The organism is Streptomyces sp. MnatMP-M17 (assembly GCF_900091995.1).
Classification (GTDB): domain Bacteria; phylum Actinomycetota; class Actinomycetes; order Streptomycetales; family Streptomycetaceae; genus Streptomyces.
Genome location: NZ_FMDK01000439.1, coordinates 1 through 2,309, shown reverse-complemented (window position 1 = coordinate 2,309; position 2,309 = coordinate 1). Strand labels below are relative to the sequence as shown.

General features: G+C 72.2%; 2 pseudogenes. One reads left to right on the top strand and one right to left on the bottom strand.

Annotation, left to right across the window (positions count from 1 at the left end):
- Nucleotides 1–759 (bottom strand): annotated as a pseudogene (locus GA0115259_RS19925) (sporulation protein); the annotation flags it as partial.
- A 630-nt stretch (nt 760–1,389) separates the two neighbouring features.
- On the opposite strand from GA0115259_RS19925, the pseudogene GA0115259_RS19920 reads away from it, so the two are divergent.
- Nucleotides 1,390–2,309 (top strand): annotated as a pseudogene (locus GA0115259_RS19920) (asparagine synthase); the annotation flags it as partial.

Sequence of the window (2,309 nt, the reverse complement as noted above, 5' to 3'; positions counted from 1 at the left end):
GGCGGTGGCTCCGAAGAGCCCGCGGCCCACCTCGTCGCTGTACGCGCCGAGGAGCAGCGGTGCCGCGTCGACCCGCAGACACTCCGGCACCATCGACGAACGCCAGTCCCCGCCGCCGTACTTGGAGTCCCACCGTCTGGCGTCGGACGCCGCCTCGCGCAGCTTGGCCACATCGCTGTGGCCCACGCGCAGCGGCGAGACCTCGCCCGACGGGTCGGAGCCCTGGCCGGAGCCCTGGCTGCTCCCGCCGTGCGCTCCCTGCGCCGCCTCCGCGACCGCCGGTTCCCGGGCGACCGAGGAGTCGGCGGGTGTTATCAGCCACCGGGAGGCGGGCGTCGCATAGGCGCTGACTGCGAAGGATCCGGCCAGGGACTGCCAGATGCCGCCGCCGCCCGCGCGGCGGCCCGCCAGATCCAGCCGGTACAGCTCCGTCGCCGCGCGCACCGCCTCCCCCACGTCGCGCGGGAAGGCGAGCCCGACCTCGGGGGCCGGATCCGCGTCCGCGAGGCCGATCTCATGGAGTGGGACGGGACGTCCCAGTTTGGCTCCGATGGCTGCGGCGATGAGATGGGGCGCCGCACCCTGCGGAACCATCCCCTTCGAGACCCATCGCGCCACGGAGGTCTTGTCGTAGCGAAGTGTCAGACCGCGCTGCGCCCCGAGGTCGTTGACCCGCCGGGCGAGGCCGGCGTTGCTGATTCCCGCGAGGGCGAGAACGGTGCCGAGCTTTTCGTTCGGCCCGCGTAGCTCCCTGGACATGCGTCACCCCTCGACACACAGACGGCCGCCGCGTCCGCGGCATAGGCGCGCGGCATTCGTAAACCCAGCGTAGTTCGCCACATCCCGACCGTTAAGGGGCGGAGTTTCGTATGGCGGGATTGTTGTCCGTGCTCCGTCCGGCGTTCAAGGCCCTGAGCGGCACGCCGTGCTCCCGGTGTGTAGCGTGCGCCCGGCCGTGCGCTCTTGGCCCGGCGGGAGCGGGAGCGCTTCCATGAGACCTGCGTGGGTCGGCCCACTGCGTACTGGAACCAGTGGGCTGGGGGATACCGCCGCCCCAATCCCCGCGGGCGGTGGATCAGTCCGGGAGGCGGCGAACGCCTCCCGGACTGAGCGTGTGCCGGTGCTGAAGTGCCGTGCCGAGCCCGGAGTTTGGCTGAAACACGTCCGTCGAGGAAGCGCCTTCGGAGCGCCGTTTCTCCGCCAAACGGCCAATGCCAGGGGCGCATTCGCATTTCCACGCGTGCTCCCGTAGGCCCTCCTGTGCGCTGTTGTCGTGGCAGCATGTTCCCGAACGGCTTCGGTTTCGGGCTGCTCGGAGTGGGCTGTTGAGCCTACTCTGTGGGCTCTTGAGCCTACTTCTCGACTTGTCCACAGGCTGTGGAGGCGGCGATGCGCTGGTTGGTGGGATGGAGCAGTATCGCCGCGCGCTTCGGCACGGCAGGGACGGCCGGATCGGCCAGGTCGGCCGGAGCCAACGGTTCGGCCGGTTCGGTCGGGGCCAACGGTTCGGCCGGTTCGGTGGGAGCCAACGGTTCGGTCGGGGCGAACGGTTCGGTCGGTTCCGCCGGGTCCGTCGGCGAGGACTACGAGGGCCGCAGCGTGCATCCCGTCGGCTCCCAGCTCCTGTGGGGCGACCCGGATCCGCTGTGGGCCGTGGGCGACTGGCGGCCCGACGAGATCCGGATCGTCACCGTCGATCCCTTCACCAGGCTGGCCGTACTGGGCTGTTGCGGCGCCAGCGACGAGGAACTGCGCGTCGGGCTGTTCGCCGCCCGAGGCGGCGCGCTGCGCCATCTCACCGCCTGGCCGGGCAGTTACACAGCGGTCGCCCAGATCGGCCGCCGGATCACGGTCGTGGGCGATCTGGCCGGCGCCAGGCCCGTCTTCTACACGCCCTGGGCGGGCGGCACCGCGTATGCCACCGCCGCCCTGCCGCTCGCCGATCTGATCGAGGCCCAGCTCGACATCGGGCATCTCGCCGCGCTCCTCGCCTGTCCCGAGACTCCGGAGGCGCTGCGCGACTCCACTCCGTACGACGGCGTCAAGCGCATCCCGCCCGGACACGCGCTGGTCCTGCGCGAGGGATCGCGCGAGATCACCGGGTACGAACAGGTCGCCTCCCTCGCCGTCGCCGGGCCCCAGCGGGACCCGGACCGTGCGGTGGAGGGCGTACGGGACGCCCTGGTGGAGGCCGTACGGGCACGGCTCCTGGCGCCGCGCCACGCGCCCGAGACCATGCCGCCCGATCCCGGGCCCGTCCCCGGCATGGGCCCTGCCGAACGGCGCGCCGCGCGCGGCGGACCGGTCCC